Raw genomic sequence first — 21,891 nt, forward strand, 5'->3', positions numbered from 1 at the left:
CACACGAAGTCCGCAGGGCCTGCTTCTAAAGGACCCCAACCCCGTGAGGGCTGTACCTCGCGAAGGGTGGGCGGCTGTCTACGGGGAGTCGCGCCGCACATGGAAACGCCCGCGACCCACAAAGAGGTCGCGGGCGTCTACGGGACGTCAGCGGGGCAAGGGCACGCCGTTGTCGACGGCCAGGCGGTGCAGGTCCTCGATCTCGGCGCTGAGCGTGTCTGCGAGGTAGTCGTCGCCGGCGGACCTGGCGTCGTCGAGACCCTTGTATGCCTGGTCGAGGCGGCGTTCGATCGTGGTCGTGAACTCGCCCATCTCACCTTCTCTCTCAGGGGGTTCGGGGCCCGGCCGTTCGCTCAGCCTGAAGAGCGCACAGGTGTTCCTCGGCACACGGCGGCGGGTGTTCATGCGGTCTACCCACGCCCCCCGACAGCTGAAACATGAGATTCCGTGTGAGATGGCTTACCGTGCGCTTATCGATGCTGTGGGCACAATGAGTCACCGACTTGAGGAGTAGCTGTGCGGGTGCTGGTGGTCGAGGACGAGCGGGTGCTCGCCGACGCGATCGCGACCGGTCTGCGCCGTGAGGCGATGGCCGTGGACGTGGCCTACGACGGCGGCGCAGCTCTGGAGAAGACGTCCTACATCGACTACGACGTCATCGTCCTGGATCGCGACCTCCCCGTCGTGCACGGGGACGAGGTGTGCCGCAAGCTGATCGACCAGCGCACGGCGTCGCGGATCATCATGCTGACCGCCTCTGGCGACGTGGACGACAAGGTGGAGGGTCTCGGCCTGGGCGCCGACGACTACCTGGCGAAGCCGTTCGTCTTCATCGAGCTGGTCGCCCGCGTGCGCGCCCTGGGCCGCCGCTCCGCGCCCGCGCTGCCGCCGGTCCTGGACCGCGGCGGCATCAAGCTCGACCCGGGCAAGCGCCTGGTCGAGCGGGACGGCAAGGAGATCATCCTCACCAAGAAGGAGTTCGCGGTCCTGGAGGAGCTGATGCGCGCCGAGGGCGCCGTCGTCAGCCAGGAGGACCTGCTGGACAAGGCGTGGGACGAGAACATCGACCCGTTCACCAACGTGGTGCGGGTGACGATGATGACGTTGCGCAAGAAGCTGGGCGACCCGCAGGTGATCGAGACGGTGCCCGGAGTTGGGTACAAGTTGTGAGTGAACAGCCCGCGCGCGAGCCGGTTCCGACCCACCCGATGATCAGCCCGCATTCGGAGCGCAAGACGGTAAGGCCCCAGGCCCCGCCGCCCAAGGGGCCGCCCGCCTGGGACGGCCCGCCGCCGCCCATCCACCCCGCTCCCGAGATGAAGGCGATCGACCGGGTGAAGGGGCTGGCCGGGCGGGTCAGCATCCGCTGGCGGCTGACGGCCACGTACGGCGCGCTGTTCTTCGCCGCCGGGGCGATGCTGCTGGTCGTCATGTACACGGTGGTCGGTTCCGCGGTGAACTACGCCTGGCCGAACCTCAACATCGACGACCTGGAACCGCTGGAGTACGCCAAGGTCCAGCGCGTCTGGAGCGACGCCGAGCACGCGGCGGTCGAGCGCGCCCGCGACGCGTTGTTCAACAGCTCGCTGCTCGCCCTGCTCGGCGTGGGCATCTTCGCCCTGATCCTCGGCTACTTCGTCGCCGACCGCGCGCTCAAGCCGGTCGCCAAGATGACCGCCACGGCGCGCAAGCTGTCCGAGAGTACCCTGGCGCACCAGCGCATCGACCTCCAGGGCCCTGACGACGAGCTGAAGGAGCTGGCCGACACCTTCGACGCCATGCTGACCAGGCTCAACGTGGCCTTCGACACCCAGCGCCGGTTCGTCGCCAACGCCTCGCACGAGCTGCGCACGCCGCTCACCATCAACAGGACGGTCCTGGAGATCGCCCTGGGCGATCCCGAGGCGTCGCCCGACCTGAAGGCGCTGGGCCGTACCCTCCTGGAAGTCAACGCACGCAACGAGAAGCTCATCGAGGGCCTGCTGCTGCTGGCGCGCAGCGAGCGGGAGCTGGCCGTGCGCAAGCCCGTGGACGTCAGGGACGTCGCGGAGACCGCTGTGGAGCAGGTTGCACCGTTCGCACAGGAGAGTGGCGTCACGGTCACTACGGAGCTGCAGAACGCCCCCACAGTGGGCGATCCGGTGCTTCTGGAGCGCTCGATCGGCAACCTGCTGGAGAACGCCGTCAAATACAACGTCCCCGAAAACGGAAAAGTCTGGATCCGCACGGGAATGGTGGACGGGGCTTTGGTTGTTCAGGTGGCCAACACAGGGCAACATGTGCCGGCGTACGAGGTGAACAGCCTGTTCGAGCCGTTCAGGAGGCTCCACGCGGACCGCGTGGACTCCGCGAAGGGGTCGGGTCTGGGTCTGTCCATCGTCCGTGCGGTGGTGCAGGCCCACGGCGGAAACGTGACCGCCGTACCGCGTGACGGCGGCGGACTTGTCGTGACCATTCGGCTTCCCGGACGTTGATCCGGCGTGTTGATCCGGCACGGGAGTCTCGTTCGCGCCGTACATGTGGTTGGATGTGCCGTCGAACACGGTGGCGCATGACGCCAATGCTGTGGTTTTCGCCATATTTGGCTAACCAGAGCTGTTGGCAGCAGGCCCTGGCGTGTAGGGAGGTTCAGCGACCGTTCCCGCGGGGTACCGATGCAAAAATCTCCCGGTGGGAAACGGGCACAAGTTGAGCCTCTCAGACGTTAGAGAACGCGCATATAGATGAGGGGGATGGAGTAAGCACAATGGCAACCGACTACGACAGCCCGCGCAAGACCGATGACGACCTGGGGGAGGACAGCCTCCAGGAACTCCAGGCGCGGCGCACCGACAAGTCGTCCGGCAGCATCGACATCGACGAGACCGACCTGGCAGAGTCGCTGGAGCTTCCCGGCGCCGACCTGTCGAACGAAGAACTCTCCCTGAGGGTGATTCCGCGCCAGGCGGACGAGTTCACCTGTTCGCGGTGCTTCCTGGTGCACCACCGCAGCCAGCTCGCCTCCGAGAGGAACGGCCAGCAGGTCTGCCGGGAGTGCGCCGCCTGAGAAGGAGGCTCCGCATGTCAGCACAGAAGGACGACGGCAAAGAGATCGCCCCCACTTCCTCCGAGGAGGAAGTAGGCGAGCTCGTGGGCAGGCTCACCACACCGGGTGAGCTCGACGGCGCCGAGCGGCGGAGGCTGCTCGGACGCCTTGCCCGATCGCTGAGCGCCGGGGCCAGGAAGGCGCGCCAGTCCGGCGTGGGCCGCGGCCGCTGGCTTGCCGACGTCTTCCTGAACATCGCGCCACGCATTCCGATCAGAGACCTGGCAACCCTCTCGGAGCACCATCACGGGCTCCTCGGCGAACAGCTGGCCGACGATCTGGTGCGTACCGCGCAGAAGGCAACGATGACCGTGGGCGCCATCGGTGGGGCGCTCGCAGCGGCGGAGTTCGCCGCACCACCCCTCCTCCTCTCCGCTCCGGCCCAGCTCGTCGCAGAGACCATCGTCGTGGCGGCCATCGAGGTCAAGCTCCTGGCCGAGCTCCACGAGGTGTACGGCGTGCGGATCGAGGGCACGGGCACCCAGCGCGCCGTGGCCTTCACCGTCGCCTGGTCCAGGCAGCGGGGCGTCGACCCGGTGACGACGTCCGTCACCCTGGCGCTGGGCGCGGCAGCCAAGACGGCGCTGCGCAACCGGCTCATGAAGACCCTCGGCAGGCACCTGACCACGCTCGGCCCGTTCCTCACGGGAGCGGTCGCTGGCGGGGCGCTGAACAGGGCCGCCACCAAGAAGCTCGGCGAAGCCGTACGCAACGACCTGCGCGGCAAGCGCCCCCTCCCGCCCGCTCCGGTAAGAGGAGAGCTCGGCTCGGGCTAGACGCGCAGTCCGTCGAAGGCGAGCTTGACGATCGCGTCGGCCAGCTCGGTCGCGCTGGTGGGCCGCGTGGGGCGGTACCACTCGGTGATCGAGTTCACCGTGCCGAACAGCAGCCTGGTGACCAGCGCCGGGTCGAGGTCCGGGCGGATGTCGCCGTCCGCCGACGCCTCCTTCACCAGCGTGCTGACGAACCGGTCGAACTCCCTGCGCCGGTCCAGCGCGCGTAACTCGGTCCCGCTGTTGCCGCGCACCCGCAGGAGCAGCGTCACGTACGGCAGGCGGTCGACGAGGATGGCGACGCTCTGCCGTACCACCCACTCGAGCCGGTCGATGGCCCGCCCCTCCGCCGCCCGCGGGTCGGCGATGGTGGCGAACAGCCCGTCCAAGGCGCGGTCGAGCGCCCGCGACAGCAGCTCCTCCTTGCCGGGCACGTGGTAGTAGATGGCCGACTTGGTCACGCCCAGCGCCCGCGCCAGGTCCTCCATGCTCGTCCCGTCGTAGCCGCGCTCGATGAACACCGACACCGCGGTGTGCAGCACCGACTCGGGGTCGTGCGGCCGTCGCTTCACGGTCGCCGGTCCATGACGCGCTTGAGCTTGCCGACCGAGCGCTCCAGCGACTCGGGGTCGACGACCGTCACCTGGACGCTCACCCCGACCGTGTCCTTGACCGCCTTGCGCAGGAAGGCGGCCGCCTCGGCGCGGGACTCGAAGCCGGGCCGGGCCTCGACGACGACGGTCATCTCGTCCAGCCGCGCGGGCCGGGTCAGGTGGAGCTGGAAGTGCGGGGACAGGCCGGGCGTGCGCAGGACGAGCTCCTCGATCTGGGTGGGGAAGACGTTCACGCCGCGCAGGATGATCATGTCGTCGGTGCGACCCGTGACCTTCTCCATGCGGCGGTAGGCGGGCCTGGCCGTACCGGGCAGCAGGCGGGTCAGGTCGCGCGTGCGGTAGCGGACGACCGGCATGGCCTGCTTGGTGAGTGAGGTGAAGACCAGCTCGCCCGCCTCGGCCGGCTCGCCGGTGAACGGGTCGACGGTCTCGGGGTAGAAGTGGTCCTCCCAGACGTGCAGGCCGTCCTTGGTCTCCACGCACTCCTGCGCCACCCCCGGTCCGATCACCTCGGACAGGCCGTAGATGTCGACGGCGTCGATGGCGAAGCGCTCCTCGATCTCGGTGCGCATCTCCTCGGTCCAGGGCTCGGCGCCGAAGATCCCGACCCGCAGCGACGTCGAGCGCGGGTCGATGCCCTGGGCCTCGAACTCGTCCAGCAGGGCCAGCATGTACGACGGGGTCACCATGATGACCTCGGGACGGAAGTCGGTGATCAGCTGAACCTGGCGCGGCGTCATCCCGCCGGAGACCGGCACCACCGTGCAACCCAGCCGCTCGGCGCCGTAGTGGGCCCCCAGGCCGCCGGTGAACAGACCGTAGCCGTAGGCCACGTGGACGACGTCGCCGGGGCGCCCGCCCGCTGCGGCGATCGAGCGGGCCATGACGTCGGCCCACAGGTCGATGTCCGCCTTGGTGTAGCCGACGACGGTGGGCTTGCCCGTGGTGCCGCTGGAGGCGTGCACGCGCACCACCTCGGTGCGCGGGACGGCGAACATGCCGAAGGGGTAGTTGTCGCGCAGGTCCTGCTTGGTGGTGAACGGGTAGTGGCGCAGGTCGTCGAGCGACTTGCAGTCGTTCGGATGGACGCCGGTCTCGTCGAACCTCGCCCGGTAGAAGGGGACGTTGGAGTAGGCGTGGTGCAGCGACCACTGGAGGCGTTCCAGCTGCAGCGCCATGAGCTCGTCGCGCGAGGTCATCTCAGCTCCCTGCTGCGGCCGCGGAACTCGGCCACCACGCCGCCGTCCTGGTCGGTCACGGTCACGTCGTAGACGCCGCTCCTGCCGTACCTGACCCGCTCGACGGCCGTCGCGGTCAGCACGTCGCCCTCGCGGGCCGCGGCGACGAACGTGACGTCGGCCCCCGCTGCCACGGTCGGCGGGTTGCCCGCGTTGCATGCGTAGGCGAACGCGGTGTCGGCCAGGAGGAACACGTAGCCGCCGTGGCAGAGCGCGTGCCCGTTGATCATCTGGGCGGTCACTGCCATCCGGCATTCCGCCCGCCCTTGGGCAAAGCCCAGGACGGTGATGCCCAAAGACTTGGAAGCCGTGTCGGCAGCCTCCATGCGGCGCACGTTGTCCAACGGAAGTCTCCCTTGTCAACTGACCGAATGTTCGGTAAACCTCTCAACGTCCGGCGGAACCTGTCAAGGCGGGAGCGAACCCGACGCAGTGAGCGGAGTGGACCCGCGACGAAGGAGTGGGGCCGCGAAGCGAATGAGGAGGGTGAGCGACCAATAGGTAGGGAGTTTGCCTGTGTTCGAGCAACATCGAGACACCTTGGACAGCGCCGTAAAGGCGATCGCTGAGCGCGCCTACTGGAGCGCCTATCCCGAGTCGCCGAGCCCCCGCGTGTACGGTGAGGGCGCGGCAGAACAGGGCAGGGAGGCGTTCGAGTCCTACCTGGGCAAGCCGTTCCCCACCGACCAGCCGGGCAACGGCGCGTGGATCGGGGCCGAACGCTCGCCGTACGGCATCGAGCTCGGGGTCACCTACCCGCCCGCCTCGGCCGGCGAGCTGGTCTCCGCCGCCAGGGCCGCGCTGCCCGCCTGGCGCGACGCGGGACCGCTGGCCCGCGCGCTGACCTGCGTGGAGATCGTCAACCGGATCAACAAGCGCAGCTTCGAGCTGGCCGGAGCCGTCCAGCACACCACCGGGCAGGCCTTCGTCATGGCCTTCCAGGCCGGTGGCCCGCACGCGCAGGACCGCGCCCTGGAGGCCATCGCGTACGGCTACGCCGCCATGACGGCTGCCGCCGGGCACGCGCGCTGGGAGAAGCCCGCCAAGGGCGACCCGCTGGTGATGGAGAAGACGTTCACCGTCGTGCCGCGCGGCGTGGCCGTGGTGATCGGCTGCAACACCTTCCCGACCTGGAACGCCTACCCCGGCCTGTTCGCCTCGCTGGTCACCGGCAACCCGGTCATCGTCAAGCCGCACCCGGGCGCGATCCTGCCGCTGGCCATCACCGTGCAGATCGCCCGCACCGTGCTGGCCGAGGCGGGCTTCGACCCCGCGCTGGTCCAGCTCGCCGCCGAGGAGGGCCAGGGGCTGGCCACCGACCTGGCGACCCACCCGGACGTGCGCATCGTCGACTTCACCGGCTCCACGGAGTACGGCGACTGGCTGGAGGCCAACGCCCGCCAGGCGCTCGTGCACACCGAGAAGGCCGGGGTGAACACGATCGTCGTCGACTCCACGGACTCCTTCAAGGGCATGCTGGGCAACCTGGCCTTCTCCCTGTCGCTCTACAGCGGGCAGATGTGCACGGCACCGCAGAACATCCTCATCCCCGAGGGCGGCATCGAGACCGACGAGGGGCACAAGAGCTTCGACGAGGTCGTGCAGGGCATAGCGGGCGGGGTGTCGCGGCTGCTCGGCGACGACGCCAGGGCCGTGGAGCTGACCGGCGCGATCGTCAGCGCGGACGTGCTGGCGCGGGTGGAGGGCGCGCCGTCGCTGGGCGAGGTGGTGCTGGAGTCGCGCGCGCTCAAGCATCCCGCCTTCACCGACGCCGTGGTCCGTACCCCGGTGATCGTCAAGCTGGACGCGGCGCAGGAGGACGTCTACGGGCGCGAGCACTTCGGCCCCATCGCCTTCGTCGTCGCCACCGCGTCCACCGGCGACAGCCTCGACGTGCTGCGCAGGACCATCGGGCGGCGCGGCGCGCTCACCGCGGCCGTCTACTCCACGTCGGAGGAGGTGCTGCGGGCCGCCGAGCGGGCAGCCGTCGACGCGGGCGTCAACCTGTCGTGCAACCTGACCGGCGGGGTGTTCGTCAACCAGTCGGCCGCGTTCAGCGACTACCACGGCACCGGCGCCAATCCGGCGGCCACCGCCTCGCTCACCGACCCCGGCTACGTGGCCGGCCGCTTCTACCTCGTGCAGTCCCGCCGCCCGGCATGAACACGCTGCGGATCGCCGCCCAGGACGACCGGGTGGTGGTGCGGCTGCACAGGCCGGAGGCGCGCAACGCGATCAACGCGGAGATGGTCGCGGAGCTGCACACGGTGTGCGACCTGCTGGAGCGGCAGCCCAAGCCGCTCCTGCTCACCGGCGGCGACGGGTTCTTCGCCGCCGGCGCCGACATCGCCGAGCTCCTGGAACGGCGGCGCGACCACGCGCTGCGCGGCATCAACAGCACGCTGTTCGAACGCATCAGGCGGCTGCCGATGCCGACGATCGCCGCCGTCGACGGCTACGCGCTGGGCGGCGGGGCCGAGCTGGCCTACGCCTGCGACATCCGCATCGCCAGCACCAGCGCGGTCTTCGGCAACCCGGAGCCCTCGCTGGGCATCATCCCCGGCGCCGGGGCGTGCTGGCGGCTGAAGGAGCTCGTCGGCGAGCCGCTCGCCAAGATGGTCCTGCTCGCCGGCCACCGCATCGACTCCGACGAGGCGCTGCGCGCCCGGCTGGTGGCCGAGGTGCACGGCCCGGCCGACCTGGAGGCGGCGGGGCACCGGCTGATCGACGGCATGACCCGCATGTCGCCCGCCGCGCTGCGGCTCACCAAGCTCGTCCTCGACAGCCCGGCCGGGGCCCACCCGGTGACGGACCACCTGGCGCAGGCGATCCTGTTCGAGGACCCGGACAAGGAGGCACGCATGCGAAAGTTCCTGGAGCGGTGAAGGTCGCGGTCATCGGCGGCGGGCGGATGGGCGCGGGCATCGCGCAGGTCTTCCTGGCCAAGGGCGCGCACGTCACCGTGCGGGAGCCGGAGGAGGACGCGGCGCGCGAGCGGATCGAGCGCGGGCTGCGCATCGCCGCGGGCAAGGGCGGGCTCTCGGTGGACCAGGCGCTGGCCAGGCTGGAGCTGGGCGAGGTGCCCGGCGACGCTGAGCTGGTCGTCGAGGCGGTGCCCGAGGACCCGGCGCTGAAGGTCCGGGTGCTGGCCGAGGCGGAGAAGCGGGTGGGCGCGGACGCGGTCCTGGCCACCAACACCAGCTCGCTGTCGGTCGCCGAGCTGTCGGCCGGGCTGCGGCGGCCCGAGCGGTTCGTCGGCATGCACTTCTTCAACCCGGTGCCCGTGCAGAAGCTGGTGGAGATCGTCGTCACCCCGGCCACGGCGGTCCTGCCGCTCGTGCGCGGGTACGTGGAGCTGCTCGGCAAGACCGGGGTGGTGATCAACGACTCGCCCGGCTTCGCCACGAGCCGCCTGGGCGTGCTCCTCGGGCTGGAGGCGATCCGCATGGTCGAGGAGGGCGTCGCCGCGCCGGAGGACATCGACACGGCCATGACGCTCGGCTACGGCTACCCGATGGGACCGCTGAAGCTCGGCGACCTCGTGGGTCTCGACGTACGGCTGGCCATCGCCGACTACCTGCACCACAAGCTCGGCCCCAGGTTCGAGCCGCCGCGGCTGCTCAGGGAGATGGTCGCCAGGGGAGAGCTGGGCAGGAAGAGCAGGAAGGGGTTCTACGCATGGTGAAACCGTTCGCGTCCTCAGCGGACCTGGCCGACAAGAAACGGTCGCTCGAAACCCTCGCGGACGGCGTCCACGCGCTCACCGCCGAGGGCGACCCCAACGTGGGCGCGATCGAGGGCGAGGACTTCCTGGTCTGCTTCGAGGCGCTCGCCACCCCGGTGGCGGCCCGCGACTGGCTCACCATGCTACGAAAAATCACCACTAAGCCGGTCAAGTATCTGGTGTTGTCGCACTACCACGCGGTCCGCGTCCTGGGCGCGTCGGCGTTCGACGCCGAGGTGATCGTGGCGCACGAGCGGACCAGGGAGCTGATCGCCGAGCGCGGCATGCAGGACTGGGCCAGCGAGTACGGCAGGATGCCCAGGCTGTTCCGCGAACCCGAGTCGATCCCCGGCCTCACCTGGCCCACCGCGACCTTCAGCGACCGGTTCACCATCGACCTCGGCGGCGACCGCGGCGACCTCGTCCTGCAATACTGCGGCCGCGGCCACACCGAGGGCGACCTGGTCGCCTGGCTGCCCCAGCAGAAGATCCTTTTCGCCGGCGACCTCGTCGAGTCGCAGGCCGCCCTCTACACCGGCGACGCCTTCCACCGCGAGTGGTCCACGGCCACGCTCGACCGGGTCGCGTCCCTGGGCGCGGAGACGCTGGTCGGCGGCAGGGGAGCGGTGGCGAGGGGCAAGGCGGAGGTCGAGGCGGCCATCGCGCTCACCCGCGACTTCCTGGCCGTGATGATCGCCGAGGTCACCGCGAGCCGCACGCTGAAGGAGGCCTTCGACCGCACGCACGCCGCCCTCGCTCCCCGGTTCGGCAGCTGGCCGATCTTCGAGCACTGCCTGCCGTTCAACGTCTCGCGGCTGTGGGACGAGGCGCACGGGGTCGAGCGCCCGGCCATCTGGACGGCCGAAAGGGACAGGCAGGTATGGGCCGCCCTGCAGTCATAGTCGTCGGGGCGGGTCCTGTCGGTCAGACCGCGGCGCTGGCGCTGGCTCGCTGGGGCGTGCGCGTGCTGCTGCTCGACCGGCTCCCCGCGCGCTCCGCTGAGGGGTCCCGCTCGATCTGCCAGCAGCGCGACGTGATCGACCTGTGGGCGGCGCTCGGCGCGCCGCAGGTGGTCGAGGAGGGGCTGACCTGGACGACGGCGCGCACCTACTACCGCGACAGGGAGCTGTTCTCCTGGCGGTTCGAGGAGAGCGGGCCGCTGCCGCCGTTCGTCAACCTGTCCCAGGCGCGCACCGAGGAGCTCCTGGACGCGGCCATCGCGGCCCAGCCGCTGATCGAGGTGCGCTGGGACCACGAGGTGACCCGGCTGGAGCAGGACGACGACGGCGTGACCGTCCGCTGCGGCGACCGGGTGCTGCGCGCCCCCTACGTGCTGGCCTGCGCCGGTCCGCGCGGCCAGGGCATCCGGCGGGACCTGGGGGTCACCTTCGACGGGGAGAGCGTCGAGGAGCGGTTCCTCATCTGCGACATCCGTGCCGACCTGCCGGGGTGGGAGCACGAGCGGCGCTTCTACTTCGATCCCGCGTGGAATCCGGGGCGTCAGGTGCTCATCCACCCGTGCCCGGGGTCGACGTTCCGTATCGACTGGCAGGTCCCGCCGGACTACGAGGCCTCACCAGAGGATATTTCCCGCAAGGTGCGGCAGATCATCGGGGAGCGCCCCTACGAGCTGCTGTGGCAGTCGGTCTACCAGTTCCACTCCAGGATCGCCTCCAGGATGCGGGTCGGGCGGGTGCTCCTGGCGGGCGACTGCGCGCACCTGGTCGCGCCCTTCGGCGCGCGCGGGCTCAACTCCGGCGTCCCCGACGCCGAGAACGCCGCATGGAAGCTGGCCTTCGTGCTGAACGGCTGGGCGCCGCCCGCGCTCCTGGAGACCTACCACGACGAACGGCACGCGGCGGCGCGGGAGAACCTGGCGGTCGTGGCGGACACGATGCGCTTCCTCGTGCCCGACGGCGAGGACGGGTGGAAGCGGCGGCGCGACATCCTGGAGCGCGGGTCGGCGGCGGAGGTCGACTCCGGCAGGTTCGCCGAGCCGTACTGGTATGTGGACTCGCCCCTGACCACCCCGTCACCCGAGCGGATCTTCGCCGGGCGGCCGCCGAAGGGGGCGAACCCCCCTCCGGTACCCGGCGTGATCATGCCGGACCTGGAGATTCCGGGCGGTCGTTTGCGAGAACTTTGCCGGTCGGGATTCCTGGTCTTGTTGGGCGAAATGCTCGATTCGCGTTTGTTTGCGCAGGTCTTGGGCAAGGTCACTACGGCGCCGCTCGCCGTACGCGAGCTCGCGGACCTTGTGGAGCCCCAGGAGGCATGGCTGATCCGCCCCGACGCCCACATCGCCGCGATCATCCCCCGCGCGGGGACCGGTACGGTGGCGGCCGCTGTGAGTCGCGCCCTGCGGCTCTCGTAAGCTGAGCCGTAGGAGGACGTTAGCCGTGACTGCCCGAAGCTCGTTTGTCACCGTGGCCAACCGCTTGCCGGTGGACCGCAGGATCGAGCCCGACGGCACCTCGTCATGGCGGCGCAGCCCAGGCGGCCTGGTCACCGCGATCGCCCCGATCATGCAGCGCAGGCACGGCGCCTGGCTCGGCTGGCACGGCGCGGCCGACGAGGAGCTGGAGCCGCTGGAGCTCGACGGCATGAGCCTGGTGCCCGTCCCGCTGTCCAGTGAGGACGTCGAGCTCTACTACGAGGGTTTCTCCAACGCCACGCTGTGGCCGCTCTACCACGACGTGGTCGCGCCGCCGGTGTTCGACCGGGCGATGTGGGACTCCTACAAGGCGCTCAACCAGCGGTTCGCCGAGGCGGCAGCGCAGGTGGCCGACGAGAACGCCGTGGTGTGGGTGCAGGACTACCAGCTGCAGCTCGTGCCAGCGATGCTCCGCGCGCTCAGGCCCGACCTGCGGATCGGGTTCTTCCTGCACATCCCGTTCCCGCCCGTGGAGCTGTTCTGGCGGCTGCCGTGGCGCAGGGAGATCGTCGAGGGGCTGCTCGGGGCCGACCTGGTCGGCTTCCAGCGGCCCGGCGGGGCCTCCAACTTCATCCGGCTGTGCCGCAGGCTGCTCGGCCTGCCGTACAAGGGGAACGAGATCTACGTCGACGACCGTACGGTCACCGCGCAGGCCTTCCCCATCTCCATCGACTTCACCGAGCTCGACTCCATGGTCCGCGAGCCGGAGATCATGGCCCGTGCCAAGGAGATCAGGGCCGAGATCGGCGACCCGGAGCACATGCTGCTCGGCGTCGACCGGCTCGACTACACCAAGGGCATCGGCCAGCGCCTGGAGGCGTTCGGCGAGCTGCTCGACGAGGGGCGCATCCAGCCGGGCGAGGCCGTGTTCGTGCAGATCGCCACGCCCAGCAGGGAGCGGGTGGAGGAATACCGTCGGCTGCGCGACGACATCGAGCTGCAGGTCGGGCGGATCAACGGCGAGCACGGGATCCTGGGCCAGGCGCCGGTGCAGTATTTCCACCAGTCCTACGACCGGCGCGAGCTGGCCGCGCTCTACCTGGCGGCCGACGTCATGGTCGTCACGCCGCTGCGCGACGGGATGAACCTGGTGGCCAAGGAGTACGTCGCGTGCAGGCACGACCTGCGCGGGGCGCTGGTGCTCAGCGAGTTCGCCGGGGCGGCGGACGAGCTGCGCCAGTCATACCTGGTCAACCCGTACGACGTGGAGGGGCTCAAGCGGCAGATGCTGACCGCGATGCGTGCCACGCCGCACGAGGTGGCCAGGCGGATGCGCGCGTTGCGCCGCCGGGTCTCCACGCACGACGTGGACCGCTGGGCCAGCGACTTCCTCACGGCTTTGGAGTCTTGAGCGCCTTCCAGGCGTTGTAGCGCTTCTTGGCCGTCTTGTTGACGACGATCTGGGCGACGGACATGCCGACGCCCATGACCACCGCGTAGCCGATGGCCTCGGCCATGCTCACCTCGTCGGACTCGGAGTCGACCGGCGCCTCCTTGCCCGTCGCCTTGACCCACACGATGCCAAGGAGCTTCCTGGCTCCCCACGCCGTCACCAGACCGATGAGACCGCCGATGACCCGCCAAGCGATATCGGGCTTGTCGTCCGCCATGTCCATACCTCCCTTGCGACGCTTCGCGCCGCGGCTCGCTCGCTTGGACCCGGTGTCTTCCCTCGTCGCTCCGGTCGCTTCGCTCCCTGCGCTCCTCAGTCCAGACACCGGCGCTCCCTCGCGGCCCTTTCAGCTCCGTAACGAAAACCCTATTCCCTGCGGATACGAGTGGATGCAACGCCGTACCATAAGGAGGCATGACTCACCAGCGAACCGGCCATGCGCCCATGCCCGAGAAACCGACTCTCGATGGCTTGGAGCAGGTATGGGTAGCCCGCTGGGAAGAAGAGGGCACCTACCGGTTCGACCGGACCCGTGAGCGCGCCGAGGTCTACTCCATCGACACGCCGCCGCCGACCGTCTCCGGCTCCCTCCACGTGGGCCACTGCTTCTCCTACACCCACACCGACATCATGGCCCGCTACAAGCGCATGTCGGGTTTCGAGGTCTTCTACCCCATCGGCTGGGACGACAACGGCCTGCCCACCGAGCGCCGGGTGCAGAACGTGTACGGCGTGCGCGGCGACGCCTCGCTGCCCTACGACCCGTCGTTCACGCCGCCCGACAAGCCGGGCAAGCGGGAGGTCCCGGTCTCGCGGCGCAACTTCGTCGAGCTGTGCCACCAGCTGACCGCCGTCGACGAGCAGGCCTTCGAGGACCTGTGGAAGCGCATGGGCCTCTCGGTCGACTGGTCGCTGCTCTACACCACGATCAGCGACCGCTCCCGCGCGGTCTCCCAGCGCGCGTTCCTGCGCAACCTGGCCCGCGGCGAGGCCTACCGGGCGGAGGCGCCGACCCTGTGGGACGTCACCGACCGTACGGCTGTCGCCCAGGCGGAGCTCGAAGACCGCGAATGGCCGGGAGCGTTCCACCGCATCTCCTTCTACGGCGACGCGGGGCCGGTGTGGATCGAGACCACCAGGCCCGAGCTCATCCCCGCCTGCGTGGCGCTGGTCGCCCACCCGGACGACGAGCGCTACAAGCCGCTGTTCGGCACGACCGTGCTGACGCCGCTGTTCGGCGTCGAGGTGCCGATCCTCGCCCACCACCTGGCCGAGATGGACAAGGGCTCGGGCATCGCGATGATCTGCACCTTCGGCGACCTCACCGACGTCATCTGGTGGCGCGAGCTCAACCTGCCGACCCGCTCGATCGTCGGGTGGGACGGCAGGCTGCTGCCCGAGCCGCCGGAGGGCGTGGACGGCGAGCCGTACAAGGAACTGGCGGGGAAGACCGTGCACAGCGCCCGCGAGCGGATCGTGGAGTTGCTGCGCGAGTCGGGCGACCTGGACGGCGAGCCCAGGCCGGTGCAGCGCACGGTGAAGTTCTACGAGCGCGGCGACCGGCCGCTCGAGATCGTCACCACCCGGCAGTGGTACATACGCAACGGCGGCCGCGACGAGGCTCTGCGCGCCAGGCTGCTGGAGCGGGGCAGGGAGCTCACCTGGCACCCGGCCTTCATGCGCACCCGCTACGACAACTGGGTGGAAGGGCTGAACGGCGACTGGCTCGTCTCCCGCCAGCGGTTCTACGGCGTGCCGTTCCCCGTCTGGTACAAGCTGGACGGCTCGGACGAGCTGATCCTGCCCGACGAGGACCAACTGCCGATCGACCCCTCCTCCGACGTGCCGCCCGGCTACACCGAGGACCAGCGCGGGGTCCTCTTCGCCGCGGACACCGACGTCATGGACACCTGGGCCACCTCCTCGCTCACCCCGCAGATCGCCGGGCAGTGGGGGACCGACCTGTTCGACCGGGTCTACCCCATGGACCTGCGCGCGCAGTCGCACGAGATCATCCGCACCTGGCTGTTCTCCACGGTGACCCGCTCGCACCTGGAGGCCGACGTCCTGCCGTGGAAGGACGTCGCGCTGTCCGGCTGGGTGCTCGACCCCGACCGCAAGAAGATGTCCAAGTCGAAGGGCAACGTCGTCACCCCGATGGCGCTGCTGGAGCAGCACGGCTCGGACGCGGTGCGCTACTGGTCGGCCAACGGCCGCTACGGCGTCGACACCGCCTTCGACGCCGGGCAGCTCAAGGTGGGCCGCCGCCTGGCCATCAAGATCCTCAACGCCTCGAAGTTCGTGCTCTCCATGGGCGCGGACTCCGGCGAGGTCACCGAGGCGGTCGACCGGTCGATGCTGGCCGCGCTCGCCGCGACCGTCCGCGAGGCGACCGCAGCGATGGACGGTTACGACCACACCCGGGCGATCGAGGTGATCGAGCGCTTCTTCTGGGCGTTCTGCGACGACTACCTGGAGCTGGTCAAGGCGCGCGCCTACGACTCGTCTCCCGCTGCCGCCTCGGCGCACGCGGCGCTGCGTGAGGCGCTCGACGTGCAGTTGCGGCTGTTCGCGCCGTTCCTGCCGTTCGTGACCGAAGAGGTGTGGTCGTGGTGGCGCGAGGGCTCCGTCCACCGCGCCCCCTGGCCGTCCCTTCCCGCGGGCGACGGCGACCCGGCGGTGCTGGCGGTGGCGACCGACGTGCTCGGCCGCATACGCAAGGCCAAGTCGGAGGCCAAGCTGTCGATGCGGGCCGAGGTGTCTCGGCTGACGGTGTCCGGGCCGGAGCACGAGCTCGTACGGCTGGCGCAGGACGACCTGTGCGGGGCGGGCAACGTCGAGGAGTTCGTCCTCGAACCCGGCGAGACCCTCACGGTCGAGGTCACCCTCGACTGATCCTCAACACGGGCTCAACAACGGCGGTTCTAGCGTGCTGCCTGTCTTCGATCCTCCTTGGAAAGGACAGGCAGCATGCGCATTCTCGGAGCGGCACTCGCGATCGCCGCGCTCCCTCTCGTCCACAGCCCGGCCCCGGCCGCCGCCGCGGCGTCGGCCTGCGTGCGGCCGCCCACGCGGAACGTCGACCACGGCTCCGGCGTGATGAAGGGGTCGTTCAACCTCAAGGCCGGGCCGTACGCGGGCGGGTCCTGCGCGGTCGTCACCAGGCTGAGCGCCGGGCAGGTGCTCTACTTCCAGTGCTGGGTCAAGAACAGGCGCGGCAACATGTGGGTCTACGCGCGGGTGAAGGGCACGGGCACGATGGGCTGGATGTCCGTCGACAACCTGCGCGACATCCGCGACACCGGCTACGACCGCTGCCCGAGGGAGAACACCCGCGTCTAGCGGCCCGGATCCCGGTGCATGGCGAAGAACAGGGAGAACGGGGTGCCGTCCGGCGACGGCGGCCGGGCGGCGATCTCGTCGAACAGCACCGTCAGGCGCGCGACGAGCTCCTCGCGGTCGCGGTCGTTCAGCCGCGGCCCCAGCCGCCACAGAAGGGCATCCTCCACGTCGGTGAGCTTGATCTCCTCCAGGAAGGCGTCGAGCAGCGCCTGGGCCCCGCCACGCACCCCGCTCTCGTGGATGTCCATCTCCCACGACTTGCCCGTCGACCGGTAGGGGATCTCCGTCGAGCCGCGCGGCCCCTTGCGGCTGGCCTCCGCCACGAGGAAGCCGGTGTCGACCAGCTTGCGGACGTGGTGGAGCACGGTCGCCGGGTTGGCGCCGAGCTTTCCGGCGATCTCCTTGTTGGTCAGCGACTCGTCCAGGCACAGGCGCAGGATGCGCACGCGTACGCCGGAGGCCAGCGCGCGCGCCTCCTCCTCGGTGGCCGGACGGCGATGGGTCGTCACCACGCCAACTCTACAACCGATTGACTAATCCCAATCGGTTGGCCATCGTAGAACCGTGAACCTCCTCCGCGACCACGACTTCCGCCGCCTCTTCCTGGCCGACTCGGCCAGCCAGGTCGGCACCCAGGTGCTCATGCTGGCGCTCCCCCTGGTCGCGGTCACCGCCCTCCGTGCGACGCCGTTCGAGATGGGGCTGCTGGCCGCGTGCGAGACGATGGCGTTCGCCGTCATCGGCCTGCCTGCGGGCGCGATCGTCGACCGCCTGCGCCGGCGGTCCGTGATGATCGTCAGCGACTGGGGGCGGGCGCTGGCCATGGCCTCCGTGCCCGTCGCGTGGTGGCTGGACTTCCTGACGATCTACCAGCTGTACGGCGTGGCGCTCGTGCTCGGCGTGTTCACCGTCTTCTTCGACGTGTCGTACCAGAGCTACCTGCCGCACCTGGTCGAGCGCGAGCAACTCGTCAAGGGCAACTCCACCCTGGAGGTGGTCCGTACGATCGCCCAGCTCGGCGGGCCCAGCGCGGGCGGCTACCTGATCCAGGTGGTCACCGCCCCCTTCGCGGTGCTCGTCACGGTCGCCGGGTTCGCCTGGTCGGCGCTGTGCCTGACGGGCATACGCAAGCGGGAGGAGCGCCAGGAGCGCCGCGCGGACCGCCACCTGGGCAGGGAGATCATGGAGGGGCTGCGCTTCGTGCTCGGCCACCGGCTGCTGCGCCGCATCGCCGGATGCACCGGCACCGCCAACTTCTTCAACGCGGTCGCCTTCTCGATGTTCATGCTGCTGCTGGCCGGCGAGCTCGGGCTCAGCGCGGGCGCCATCGGGCTGATCACGGCGGCGGCAGGGCTCGGCGGCCTGGCCGGGGCCGCGGTGGCCGCGAAGGTCGCCGCCCGGGTCGGCCAGGGGCCGGCCATGTGGTTGTCGATCGGGCTGACCGCGCCGTTCGGCTTCGCGCTGCCGTGGGCGCAGGCGGACTGGCGGCTCGCTCTGGTGGTGCTGGCCCAGTTCACCTACGGGTTCGGCGTCGTGATCTACAACGTCACCCAGCTGAGCTTCCGCCAGGCGGCCACGCCTGAGCCGCTGCTGGGGCGGATGAACGCCACCATGCGCTTCCTGGTGTGGGGCACCCTGCCGCTGGGCGGGCTGGTCGGCGGCGTGCTGGGCGAGACGGTCGGCGTCAGGAACGCCATCCTGGTCGGGGTGGTCGGCCAGGCCGTGGCGTTCCTGTGGGTGTTCCTCTCGCCGATGCGCACGATGCGCGAGCTGCCGGTCAGTAGTCACACACCCCGGTAGGGAAGATCTGCTCCAGCTGCGCCCGCTCGGTCTCGCTGGGTCGCCACGAGCCGTAGACGCCGTGGGCGATCGCGCGGGACAGCGGCTGCAGGCGGCACTTGTAGACGCCGCCCTCGATCGGGCCGCCCGCCACGGTCCTGGTGGTTCCGTAGAGGGGGAAGGCCTGGGTGCAGGCGCCTGGGGCCTTCCTGTCGAGGATGCCGTTCCAGACGTCGCGCCCGGCGGCGAGCTGGGTGCCGTCGGCGTTGAAGCAGCGGTCGACGGCGAGGGGCGGCTTGTTGTTTTTTACGCCTTTGTATGGATATTTGCGGATGTTGGCCATCCACTCGTCGATCACCTGGAGCGCCTCAGGGGTCTGGTCGAAGCGGCGGTCGGGCTTGGTGAACCAGATGACCTGGTTGGACGCGTCGCCGTCGCGGTTGAGCATGCGCTGGCGGCTGGCGAAGGACTGGTGGCTGTTGTGCATGTCCAGCTCGTCCTCCAGGTAGTGGCGCCAGTCGATGATGGGGATGTCGATGTCGCCGCGGAACACCAGGCCGCTGCGCTCGGCGTTGCGGATCGCGACGGGGTCGCCGGTCCTGCGTCCCGTCGTGGCGTTGCGCGCGCTCCAGGGGTCGAAGTCGCCTGGGCACACGAACGGGCAGCCCTCCTGGACCATGTCGCGCGCCTCCTTCCAGGAGCCGACCTTGGCGTTGACGTCCAGGAACTCGGCGGGGGTGATCGTCCCGTTCTGCAGGGATTTAAGTCCATATTGCACGCCGACGTTGTCCCAGGTGGAGCGGGCGTAGCCGTCGGGGCCGACGCCGTAGACGTTCCTGACGTCGTCCCAGTGCGTCCACTGGACGGTGTCCTTGACGCCCGGCGGGTCCATCAGCGCCCACTCGGGGTCGTTGTCGTCGGTCCACTTGGGGTTCATGGTCAGCGGGGTCAGGCCGCGCCAGCCCTTCACGCACTCGTCCGAGCCCGGCTTGCCGGTGTAGGGGTTGGGGACGGTGTCGCTCGCGTTCATGCCGATCAGCGCGGTGCGCGTATCCCATTGCGCCCATTTTTCGGGATGAAGGTCCATGTAGTGCTCCAGCAGCTCGCAGTCGCCCACGTGGATGGTCTGGGTGACCATGTCGGGATAGGAGTACTGCGGGATGGCGGCGTCGATGACCCGGGTGCCGTAGTTCTGGCCGTAGATGTACTGCTGGATCGCCCCGCCAGAACCGCCGAGGCCGACGGTGTACAGCGGCTTGCCGTACGTCTCGACGAAACGCTCCTTGACCATCAGCGCGGTCTCGCCGCCGAGGATCAGGTTGTAGTGGGTGGAGGTCCTGGTGCCCGAGGAGTGCAGGATCGCGTAGCCCTTGCCCAGGCCGTACGGGTCCAGCGCGCTGCCGCCGAGGGTGCCCTGGTCGTGGCCGATCGCGACGCCGCCGTCGAAGCGGAAGATGGCTCTGCCGTTCCAGGCTCCCTCCAGGGACGCTATGGAGTAGAGGAAGCGGTTGATCACGCCGCGCTCGCGGGTGACGACGAAGTCGACGGTCCTGCCGTCCAGGAGCGTGGTCTGGGACATGTCGGCCGGGCGGTCGGCGGGCATCGGCTTGAACTGGCCGGAGGTGGTCCTGTACAGGCGGTCGGTCACGGTGGGGGCGCCGCAGTCCCTGCTCCAGCCGCCTGTGACGCGCATGCCCTGGTGGTCCTGGTTGTCCACGGCCGGCGGGCCGAGGCCGCTGCGTTCCGTCTTGCACAGGAAGGGGTACTGCTGGGGGCCCGAGAAGATCGGTCCGGAGATCGGGTAGTTGCGGAGCTTCAGTCTGTACGGCCGGGCCTCCAGGCGGTTGTCGCCGAGTTCCAGGCCGGTGACGAGGCCGGTCATCGAGCGACCGCCGGGGTCAGGGGTGAAGGAGGCGGTGACGTCCTTGCCGTTGAGCAGGACCTTGGTGGTGGTGCCCGCGACCCTGACGAGCGCGTCACCGCCGGTGACCTGGTCGGGGCGGCTGGACAGCACCTCGATCCCGGAACCCCTGAAGGACGCCGTTGCTTCCTCCTGCGCGAGGGTCGCTGCTCCCGCCGGTGGGGGAACCATGAGTAAGGACGCCGTCAGGGTGGCCAAGAGGCCGATCGTCCGCATGCTCACGACGGTGACACGCCGGTGTGCGGTTGCCCAGGCCCGATCTTTCGCCCGAGGGATAACTGCGCGCATCACTCCCCGACACGTGCCAGTCTTGAACACGTGTTCTCCGACCGTGCGACCAAGCTCGTGCCTCCCGTCCTGGCCAAGATGGCCGCGTGGTGCGCGTGCCTGATTCTCGTCGGCATCGTGGTCACCTACGGGATCCAGCTCATCGCGCGCTTCAGCTTCGTGGCGCTGCCCGTCGCGATCGCGTTGCTGCTGACGGCGCTGCTGTTCCCGCTGACCAGGAGCCTGCGCCAGGCGGGCATGCGGCCCATCTACGCGACCTGGCTTACCATGCTCGCCGCCGTGGCCGTCCTCGCGGGCACCGGCTGGCTCGTCGGCGCCAGGGCGACCGAGGAGTTCCCCAACCTGGTGGAGCAGGTGCAGGAGACCGCGCGCACGGTGCAGAACTGGCTGATCACCGGCCCGCTGCACCTGAAGGAGGCGCAGCTCACCGCCTACGTGGACGAGATCGCCGCGATGGTCAACGCCCAGCGCAGCGCGATCACCAGCACGGTGCTGACGGCCGGGGCTGTGGCTTTCGAGGTGCTCGCGTCGATCGTCCTGATGCTGTTCATCATGTTCTTCCTGCTGAAGGACGGCGAGCGCATCTGGTCGTGGTTCCTGAAGGGCTTCGGCTCGATGTCCCCCCGCGTCGACCGCGCGGGCAGGGCCGCCTGGACGACGCTGTCCCACTACGTGCAGGGCACCGTGGCCGTGGCCGCCGTGCACGGCGTCATCATGGGCATCGTCCTGGCCGGCATGGGCGTGCCCTTGTGGGCGCCGCTGGCGGTGTTGATCTTCTTCGCCAGTTTCATCCCCATCGTGGGCATCTTCTTCGCCGGCACGGTGGCCACCCTCGTCACGCTGGGGGCCAAGGACAGCCCGATCTACGCGCTGATCTTCCTGGGCATCCTGATCGTGGAGCAGCAGCTGGAGAACCACGTCCTGCAGCCCTTGATCGTCGGTCGTGCTCTGAACTTCCACCCGTTGGCCATCATCGTCGTGCTGGCGCTGGGGGGCATCCTGGCGGGCATCGCCGGTGCCGCGGTGGCGGTGCCGGTGGCCGCCTGCATCTACCGCGCCCTCCCCGAACTCCGCCACGACCCCCCAGCCCTCCCACCGCCAGCCCCTCCACCCACCCCAGCCCCCGAACCCCCTGCCTCGGCTCCTGCCTCAAGCACCGACACACCAACCACCGACAACCCCACCACAAACACCGACAAGGCCTAACCCGCCCAGCCAGCCCACCCGGCCTCATGGCGCTGCTCCGCGGCGGGGCCTCATGGCGCTGCTCCGCGGCGGGGCCTCATGGCGCTGCTCCGCG

At 69.8% G+C, this 21,891-nt stretch carries 21 protein-coding genes; 14 read left to right on the top strand and 7 right to left on the bottom strand.

Annotated features, from left to right (window positions below):
- Positions 1-147: 147 nt before the first annotated feature.
- Positions 148-312, bottom strand: coding sequence for a hypothetical protein (locus tag ACIBG8_RS31625; protein WP_397346684.1), 165 nt, complete (start codon positions 310-312; stop codon positions 148-150).
- A 204-nt stretch (positions 313-516) separates the two neighbouring features.
- Here ACIBG8_RS31625 and ACIBG8_RS31630 point away from each other — a divergent pair, with 204 nt between their 5' ends.
- From ACIBG8_RS31630 to ACIBG8_RS31645, 4 genes are all read left to right on the top strand, one after another.
- Entirely contained in the window at positions 517-1,170 is a 654-nt protein-coding gene (locus ACIBG8_RS31630) for a response regulator transcription factor (RefSeq protein ID WP_397346685.1), read from the top strand.
- On the top strand, positions 1,167-2,474 hold the full coding sequence (locus ACIBG8_RS31635) for a sensor histidine kinase (RefSeq protein WP_397346686.1): 1,308 nt from the start codon (positions 1,167-1,169) through the stop codon (positions 2,472-2,474). The genes ACIBG8_RS31630 and ACIBG8_RS31635 overlap by 4 nt, the downstream gene beginning before the upstream one ends.
- A gap of 272 nt (positions 2,475-2,746) precedes the next feature.
- The gene (locus ACIBG8_RS31640) at positions 2,747-3,046 is read left to right on the top strand and encodes a DUF4193 domain-containing protein (RefSeq protein ID WP_090929286.1); all 300 of its coding nucleotides are present in this window, start codon (positions 2,747-2,749) and stop codon (positions 3,044-3,046) included.
- 14 nt (positions 3,047-3,060) lie between these two features.
- Complete coding sequence (locus ACIBG8_RS31645) at positions 3,061-3,861, top strand: hypothetical protein (RefSeq protein ID WP_397346687.1); 801 nt, start codon at positions 3,061-3,063, stop codon at positions 3,859-3,861.
- Here the strand turns inward: ACIBG8_RS31645 and ACIBG8_RS31650 are convergent.
- The 3 genes from ACIBG8_RS31650 to paaI are packed head-to-tail and all read right to left on the bottom strand — an operon-like array spanning position 3,858 to position 6,036.
- Positions 3,858-4,430: a TetR/AcrR family transcriptional regulator gene (locus ACIBG8_RS31650; protein WP_397346688.1), complete on the bottom strand. Its 573-nt coding sequence runs from the start codon at positions 4,428-4,430 to the stop codon at positions 3,858-3,860. The two genes, ACIBG8_RS31645 and ACIBG8_RS31650, sit on opposite strands and share 4 nt — an antisense overlap.
- Entirely contained in the window at positions 4,427-5,671 is a 1,245-nt protein-coding gene (gene paaK, locus ACIBG8_RS31655) for a phenylacetate--CoA ligase PaaK (protein ID WP_397346689.1), read from the bottom strand. Before paaK ends, ACIBG8_RS31650 begins: the two co-directional genes overlap by 4 nt.
- Positions 5,668-6,036 carry a hydroxyphenylacetyl-CoA thioesterase PaaI gene (paaI, locus tag ACIBG8_RS31660; RefSeq protein WP_397347810.1) on the bottom strand — a complete coding sequence of 123 codons (369 nt, stop codon included), beginning with the start codon at positions 6,034-6,036 and terminating at the stop codon, positions 5,668-5,670. Before paaI ends, paaK begins: the two co-directional genes overlap by 4 nt.
- Positions 6,037-6,250: 214 nt before the next feature.
- On the opposite strand from paaI, the gene paaN reads away from it, so the two are divergent.
- Genes paaN through ACIBG8_RS31690 form a run of 6 tightly spaced genes read left to right on the top strand, consistent with a single transcriptional unit; the run spans position 6,251 to position 13,219 of the window.
- A complete protein-coding gene (paaN, locus tag ACIBG8_RS31665; protein ID WP_397346690.1) occupies positions 6,251-7,873 on the top strand; it encodes a phenylacetic acid degradation protein PaaN in 1,623 nt (540 codons plus the stop codon).
- The gene (locus ACIBG8_RS31670; RefSeq protein ID WP_397346691.1) at positions 7,870-8,595 is read left to right on the top strand and encodes an enoyl-CoA hydratase/isomerase family protein; all 726 of its coding nucleotides are present in this window, start codon (positions 7,870-7,872) and stop codon (positions 8,593-8,595) included. Before paaN ends, ACIBG8_RS31670 begins: the two co-directional genes overlap by 4 nt.
- A complete protein-coding gene (locus ACIBG8_RS31675; RefSeq protein ID WP_397346692.1) occupies positions 8,592-9,395 on the top strand; it encodes a 3-hydroxyacyl-CoA dehydrogenase family protein in 804 nt (267 codons plus the stop codon). Before ACIBG8_RS31670 ends, ACIBG8_RS31675 begins: the two co-directional genes overlap by 4 nt.
- Positions 9,389-10,336, top strand: coding sequence for an MBL fold metallo-hydrolase (locus ACIBG8_RS31680; protein ID WP_397346693.1), 948 nt, complete (start codon positions 9,389-9,391; stop codon positions 10,334-10,336). Before ACIBG8_RS31675 ends, ACIBG8_RS31680 begins: the two co-directional genes overlap by 7 nt.
- On the top strand, positions 10,315-11,808 hold the full coding sequence (locus ACIBG8_RS31685; protein WP_397346694.1) for an FAD-dependent monooxygenase: 1,494 nt from the start codon (positions 10,315-10,317) through the stop codon (positions 11,806-11,808). The genes ACIBG8_RS31680 and ACIBG8_RS31685 overlap by 22 nt, the downstream gene beginning before the upstream one ends.
- 25 nt (positions 11,809-11,833) lie before the next feature.
- Positions 11,834-13,219 (top strand): trehalose-6-phosphate synthase, encoded by a 1,386-nt coding sequence (locus ACIBG8_RS31690; RefSeq protein ID WP_397346695.1) that lies wholly within the window; start codon positions 11,834-11,836, stop codon positions 13,217-13,219.
- Here the strand turns inward: ACIBG8_RS31690 and ACIBG8_RS31695 are convergent.
- The gene (locus tag ACIBG8_RS31695) at positions 13,200-13,478 is read right to left on the bottom strand and encodes a DUF4235 domain-containing protein (protein WP_397346696.1); all 279 of its coding nucleotides are present in this window, start codon (positions 13,476-13,478) and stop codon (positions 13,200-13,202) included. The two genes, ACIBG8_RS31690 and ACIBG8_RS31695, sit on opposite strands and share 20 nt — an antisense overlap.
- 197 nt (positions 13,479-13,675) lie before the next feature.
- On the opposite strand from ACIBG8_RS31695, the gene valS reads away from it, so the two are divergent.
- Together valS and ACIBG8_RS31705 are read left to right on the top strand one after the other, a co-directional pair.
- Positions 13,676-16,156: a valine--tRNA ligase gene (gene valS, locus ACIBG8_RS31700; RefSeq protein WP_397346697.1), complete on the top strand. Its 2,481-nt coding sequence runs from the start codon at positions 13,676-13,678 to the stop codon at positions 16,154-16,156.
- A 75-nt stretch (positions 16,157-16,231) separates the two neighbouring features.
- Complete coding sequence (locus tag ACIBG8_RS31705) at positions 16,232-16,603, top strand: hypothetical protein (RefSeq protein WP_397346698.1); 372 nt, start codon at positions 16,232-16,234, stop codon at positions 16,601-16,603.
- Here ACIBG8_RS31705 and ACIBG8_RS31710 read toward each other — a convergent pair.
- On the bottom strand, positions 16,600-17,112 hold the full coding sequence (locus tag ACIBG8_RS31710) for an ArsR/SmtB family transcription factor (RefSeq protein ID WP_397346699.1): 513 nt from the start codon (positions 17,110-17,112) through the stop codon (positions 16,600-16,602). The two genes, ACIBG8_RS31705 and ACIBG8_RS31710, sit on opposite strands and share 4 nt — an antisense overlap.
- A 55-nt stretch (positions 17,113-17,167) precedes the next feature.
- Here ACIBG8_RS31710 and ACIBG8_RS31715 point away from each other — a divergent pair, with 55 nt between their 5' ends.
- Entirely contained in the window at positions 17,168-18,403 is a 1,236-nt protein-coding gene (locus tag ACIBG8_RS31715) for an MFS transporter (RefSeq protein WP_397346700.1), read from the top strand.
- On the opposite strand, the gene ACIBG8_RS31720 is transcribed toward ACIBG8_RS31715, so the two are convergent.
- Positions 18,381-20,519, bottom strand: coding sequence for a DUF6351 family protein (locus tag ACIBG8_RS31720; RefSeq protein ID WP_397346701.1), 2,139 nt, complete (start codon positions 20,517-20,519; stop codon positions 18,381-18,383). The genes ACIBG8_RS31715 and ACIBG8_RS31720 overlap by 23 nt on opposite strands.
- A gap of 102 nt (positions 20,520-20,621) precedes the next feature.
- On the opposite strand from ACIBG8_RS31720, the gene ACIBG8_RS31725 reads away from it, so the two are divergent.
- Entirely contained in the window at positions 20,622-21,797 is a 1,176-nt protein-coding gene (locus ACIBG8_RS31725) for an AI-2E family transporter (protein ID WP_397346702.1), read from the top strand.
- The last annotated feature ends 94 nt before the right edge of the window (positions 21,798-21,891 follow it).

It is taken from the genome of Nonomuraea sp. NPDC050556 (assembly GCF_044457355.1).
Classification (GTDB): Bacteria; Actinomycetota; Actinomycetes; order Streptosporangiales; family Streptosporangiaceae; genus Nonomuraea.

Excerpts from the sequence above, each read along its gene's own strand:
- paaK (WP_397346689.1), bottom strand. The coding sequence starts at position 5,671 with ATGACCTCGCGCGACGAGCTCATGGCGCTGCAGCTGGAACGCCTCCAG.
- ACIBG8_RS31695 (WP_397346696.1), bottom strand. The coding sequence starts at position 13,478 with ATGGCGGACGACAAGCCCGATATCGCTTGGCGGGTCATCGGCGGTCTC.
- ACIBG8_RS31705 (WP_397346698.1), top strand. The coding sequence starts at position 16,232 with ATGCGCATTCTCGGAGCGGCACTCGCGATCGCCGCGCTCCCTCTCGTC.
- ACIBG8_RS31685 (WP_397346694.1), top strand. The coding sequence starts at position 10,315 with ATGGGCCGCCCTGCAGTCATAGTCGTCGGGGCGGGTCCTGTCGGTCAG.
- ACIBG8_RS31645 (WP_397346687.1), top strand. The coding sequence starts at position 3,061 with ATGTCAGCACAGAAGGACGACGGCAAAGAGATCGCCCCCACTTCCTCC.
- ACIBG8_RS31720 (WP_397346701.1), bottom strand. The coding sequence starts at position 20,519 with ATGCGGACGATCGGCCTCTTGGCCACCCTGACGGCGTCCTTACTCATG.
- ACIBG8_RS31640 (WP_090929286.1), top strand. The coding sequence starts at position 2,747 with ATGGCAACCGACTACGACAGCCCGCGCAAGACCGATGACGACCTGGGG.
- ACIBG8_RS31625 (WP_397346684.1), bottom strand. The coding sequence starts at position 312 with ATGGGCGAGTTCACGACCACGATCGAACGCCGCCTCGACCAGGCATAC.
- valS (WP_397346697.1), top strand. The coding sequence starts at position 13,676 with ATGACTCACCAGCGAACCGGCCATGCGCCCATGCCCGAGAAACCGACT.
- ACIBG8_RS31670 (WP_397346691.1), top strand. The coding sequence starts at position 7,870 with ATGAACACGCTGCGGATCGCCGCCCAGGACGACCGGGTGGTGGTGCGG.
- paaI (WP_397347810.1), bottom strand. The coding sequence starts at position 6,036 with ATGGAGGCTGCCGACACGGCTTCCAAGTCTTTGGGCATCACCGTCCTG.
- ACIBG8_RS31680 (WP_397346693.1), top strand. The coding sequence starts at position 9,389 with ATGGTGAAACCGTTCGCGTCCTCAGCGGACCTGGCCGACAAGAAACGG.